At 43.7% G+C, this 5,118-nt stretch carries 2 protein-coding genes and 1 pseudogene; 1 reads left to right on the top strand and 2 read right to left on the bottom strand.

Annotated elements, in window-relative coordinates; translation table 11 throughout:
* Positions 1–1,454 (bottom strand): hypothetical protein (locus tag JX312_RS08960; RefSeq protein WP_204457760.1); only part of this gene is annotated, 1,454 nt, incomplete at its 3' end.
* Positions 1,455–1,612: 158 nt separating this feature from the next.
* Complete coding sequence (locus JX312_RS08965) at positions 1,613–3,217, bottom strand: helix-turn-helix transcriptional regulator (protein WP_204457761.1); 1,605 nt, start codon at positions 3,215–3,217, stop codon at positions 1,613–1,615.
* Positions 3,218–3,450: 233 nt separating this feature from the next.
* On the opposite strand from JX312_RS08965, the pseudogene JX312_RS08970 reads away from it, so the two are divergent.
* A pseudogene (locus JX312_RS08970) lies at positions 3,451–4,650 on the top strand (IS110 family transposase).
* Positions 4,651–5,118: the final 468 nt, after the last annotated feature.

Genomic DNA, 5,118 nt, shown 5'->3' on the forward strand with positions numbered 1-5,118 from the left:
AAGATATATGAATTTGATGTTTTCAGATTTAGGTTCCCGATTTGCCACTGGAAGCCGTCAATCTGCTGTGGTGCTATGTTTGTTTCGGATAATGAAGGAGCCGTCTGCCATGATGTGAAGCCTAAGCGAAACCTATGATTTGAATTGATTGAATATGTGACAGATGCCTGAGGTCGGAAGTTCCATGAATGATTGCCTTGATTGGATTCGCGAAAATGAAATGAGGTATATTGTGTACCAATGCCGACTGTGAATGTAAAATTCCTAATACGCTGATAATATTCGGCAAAGAAATAGGCATTGTCTTGCTTTTGATGAAACACGCTGTTGTCAAGGTTTCGATAGGTGGAACGGTTGCGGTTAGCATTGTAAAAAGCACCTATAGTAAGACGTTTCATCTTCCACTGCTTGATGTAATCAGCTTCAACTGCGTAAGCCTGATTGCGGTCGATGATGTAGGTTGAAACATCGGTCAACACATTCGCGGTTCCGGGCATAAGTTCTCTATAGTTTGAAAACGAATGGCCGCTGTAATGGGAAATTCCAAAATCGACCACGACAGTCTGTTTATATGGAAAATGATGCTCTAAATAAGCTGAGAATGAAGGCGTGGTACCTTGCGAGCCGTTGCCGTTGTCGAGATAAATGTCATTGCCGTCGTTGCTGAGCCGGAGCATTCCTTTGTATCTTTCTTTTGCTGAGATGTTTCTAAACCCCTGTAATGAGGCGTAAAACACTGTTGTATCGGGTTTGATGTAGCTATAGGCGAGCCAAGCAGAGGCACGGTTGTCGTCAACGGAACCTCCGAGAGGTTGCTCGGTGCGTGTCAACGAATGTCCGTCGGTATAGGTAAATGTTTCGTGGTAGTCACGATGGGCCTTGATATCGTCGGTCATTTTGTAGGAGGTGCCCGCGCTCCATTGCGATTTACCAATATTCAGTTTCACATCGGCATAATAATTGCCAAACCGAGAAGTCAGAGCAGGTCGTGCACTGAGCATCAGAGACCCACCCGCCGAAGGATTGGATGTAATGACATTAAGGACATACGCAGCTCCGTTGTAGCGCAGTCCGGGATTGTCAATCCATTCCACCTTCTTTATCGACTCCGGTAAAAGAGAGCGCAACTGCTCAACTGTCGCCTCACGACCGTTTATACGAACCTGAACAGCCTGCCCACTTGCGGAAATAGAACCCATCACATCGTTAACTGTAAGCGTGGGTATCATCAGGTTATTGAGTAACTGCATGCCGTTTTTGGAATTTTCGACAGCACTTTCAGATGGATAGAGGACATCCATATCTGCTTTGCGGATGATTTTGGGTGCCTGAATGACGATTTCGTCAAGTTCCTGCGTTGCGATGGTATCAGCACTTTCCTGCGCGGAAGCGGCAGCAGGAAGCAGAAGTGCGAATACCGCTGTCATGATTTTTCTGTAGATTGTTGTTCTCATATTGCGATATGTTTTATTGATTTCACATCGCAAAATTAGTGCTTATTCAATCTTAATACCAAATGCAAAAGTCTTAATGTATCTCAACTAACATATTGATTATCAATGATAACAAAATCTAAAAATCTTAATGAGGCTATCATCAATCCAAATGAGTCTTAATCCTCTGTTTCCTGTCGAAGGAAAGCCACAATATCTTCTTTTTCGGGCACACCGAGCTTCTTCCTTATCGATGATTTACGGACATATATAGTGGCAGCGGTCTGTCCTGTGATAACACTGATTTCCTTGGTGGAAAATCCTGCTACCATGAGCGCGATAATCTGTTCCTCCTTTTCGGTAAGTATATCCCCGTATTGTTCATGTAGCCGGGAATAGAAACCGGAATACAGATTATCTATCATGTCATATACATTTTCCCAATTTACAAGAGCCTTGTCCGTGCCATTTTCGACCGAGGATATTTTGCGTAGCATATCCCGATTCTGTTCCGTCGGTGTCTCTGCTACCATCTTGATTATGCCAAGCTGTTGAAGCATGGCTCTGCGCAATATTTCGTTTACGGAGGAATCTGCCTGCGTAGATTTTGATTCATCGACCAATTTCTGCAGGATTTCATTTCGCTCCAGTACTTCAAGGGCCTTACGTTTTTTATTTATAGCATACCAAATCAATGCCCCGGAAACAATTAGGGCTACAAGAACTATTATAATCAACAAAGATGTCTGCCTGTCACTCTTTGCTTTAATGGTTAGTCTTTGATTTTCGGACTCAAGAGCCCGCTGTGCTGCCTCCTGTCGTACATGCTGTGCATCGAATAGATTATCCCTCTGACTGTTGTTTATCCTTGCTAACGGAATTAGGCTGACTTTCCCCGTTTTTTGATAGTCGAGTACTGTATGGAGGACATACGCAAAACTATTGAAATACCCTCGTTCATCTTCCGAAATGGCTGTTGCTAAGCTATCTGCTTTAGCCAATTCACTTGTCGCCGCAATATGATTTTGCATGTTAAGCATGGCAAGTGATTTCCACAGATAAAAATAATGCTTGATTGAACTGCCCATAGGCTCATTCATCAGACTATCAGCCATACTGATGCTTTCCGCAAAGCGTCCCAATTCTTCAAGCACACCCATTTTTTCGTATTCATAACGGAATTTCATCTCTTTTTCGCCACTTTGCGCCGTCTTGCCAATAATCTCATCCAAAACCACAAGAGCCGAATCGTTCTTACCGCTAAACAAGAAATCAAAATAAAGCAAGTATTTATAATGGGAATGCCAGTCCTCATCCTTGTCAATCGCCATCAAACGTTTGATTCGAGACTCATTACTCCCATAATATGTCCCTAAACTGACCCTGTTACGTAAAGGCTCAATCAATAGACTGTCGGGAACATCACTGAGTGATGACAACGAATCGAGCATCCTGAGAGCAGTTCCTCTTTCGCCATTGCGGAACTTATATGATGCTAACAATGTCGCGCTCCGTATACTGCGATTCAAATCCTTACCTCTATAATAGTCGTTTGAAAAACTTATCATTGAATCGGATAAAGCAATATGGTTTTGTCCGTCATGCGCAGAAGCCAACACATAATAATATTTTGCCTTAATCGAATCCTGCGTCAACCCTGTTGGATCAACCGCCGCTAAAAGAGACAATGCACTGTCAGGATGCTCATCGGCTATCCTTTCGGCATCAGAAATAATTTGGGTATATTTCTGAGAATGGGAACACGACACATCGATATACGTCACGAAAAACGCGACAAGCATAAGCAGTATCGGGCATCTATTTAAAAATCTACTTGTAACCATGTTCGACGTCAGGGCATTATAAGCCCTTTCAAACTGCAAATATAGATAAAAATCGCTAGATTTTTACACCGGCAGAATAAAAAATCAAGGCTGGCACCTTGATTCCTGTCCCCTCCTACGTGCTCCTAGTCACAATTTTATTAATTTGGAGGATAATTTCTAANTACATAAATATGAACAGGAATCGAACTGTAGCCGGCCTTGATGTCCACAAAGATAGCATTTATCTTTGTATTATGGGTCATGACGAGGCCATTATTTTTGAAAAGACCTACGGAGTGCTGACCCCTGAGCTCCGCCAGATGTGCAACGATATGGTTGACAGAGGAGTCACTGAAGCTGCGATGGAAAGCACCGCAGTCTACTGGGTTCCGGTATGGAACGAGCTTTGCGAGTCAATGGAGCTAAAATTGGTGAATCCGTACTTCATCAGGCAACTTCCCGGACGCAAGAGCGATGTCAGGGATGCACAGTGGATAGCGGAGTGTCTGCTTAAGAATCTCATTAAAGGGAGCTTTGTACCGGAGCCAATAGTCCAGGACATGCGTAAGCTCAACCGCCGCATCTTTGACCTTCAGGAGGATCTCACTTACTATTCCAATAAACTTGATGCAGCCCTGCAACGTTGTGGTTTCCGCCTGAGCAACTATGTCGCCAAGATTACAGGAAAGAGTTACCGAAAGGCAGTGGAGTCCATCGCCTCCGGTGTTACGGACCCCGATGAACTTATCAAATGTGTTCACGGACGCATCATCAACAAACACGGCCGGGAGACCATGCTTGCCGCCATGACAGGTTCATTCTCAACAACGGATATCACCGTCATCAGGCAGTATTGGGAACTGCTGGCAATATATACCAGACAGTCCGAAGAATGCCAGTCTAAACTTACGGCCTTATGCGAGGCTCATTTCCCCACTGAATACAAACGGCTTCAGACCATACCAGGTGTCAAGGAACGCGCCGCCACGGCAATAATTGCGGAGACCGGTGTTGACATGAAGATGTTTGCCACAGCCGCCTCTTTGGTGGGATAGTGCGGATTAAAGCCGAGAAATGATGTAAGTAACGGACGTTACAAAAGCCGGAAAATCACGCATGGCAACAAATACTTGCGGAAGATACTTATCGAAATATCATGGACTGCGTCAAGAACGCGAAACTGTTTCTTCTCCAATTTCAGTTACATTCAAGTCACTCAGAAACACAAGAGCAAAATGAAAATACAGGTTGCCATAGCACGAAAGATACTTGTCGCGGTATGGCACATGCTTTCAAAGCAAGAGGATTTCATTGACCTTTATCTCAAGAGACTCAAAGAGCAGAGACTGATGGAAGAAAAAATCAGACAGCTTGAATCGAAATTGGCCTGACGGCAATTCGACATACCTTCCGGTGCAATGTAATTAACTTTGTGGTGCATCGCAGCCCGGTTCGCAAATTTGCAAACGCATCGGAAGGAGTTGGACACTGGCATAAGCTAACCAAGCTTGTAGAGGAAAGTAACAATCTTAATATCATGATTCCGCAGTTACTATTTCTGTCGGAACGAGGCTTTATATGCCAATGTATCGTTTATGCCAATATTTGGAAGCATATTACCTCATATACGGCAAATAGGATTTAGAGGAAAGTTACAAAATTTTCGCGACATTTCGGCTCAATAACCCGCTAAACATCACAACCTGCTCGTTGAGTCCTATTAGTTCTAGTTCATGGTCAAAAAACGTGCCACCCGAACCGGGTATTTAACATATTTTTATATATTACTGNCCGCTAAACTTTTTTTGAGCGATTGAAAAATTAGGGCTGACACCTATTGCAGGAGTCAGCCCTAAATG

This window comes from Barnesiella sp. CU968 (assembly GCF_905219685.1).
Taxonomy (GTDB): Bacteria; Bacteroidota; Bacteroidia; order Bacteroidales; family Muribaculaceae; genus Lepagella; species Lepagella muris_A.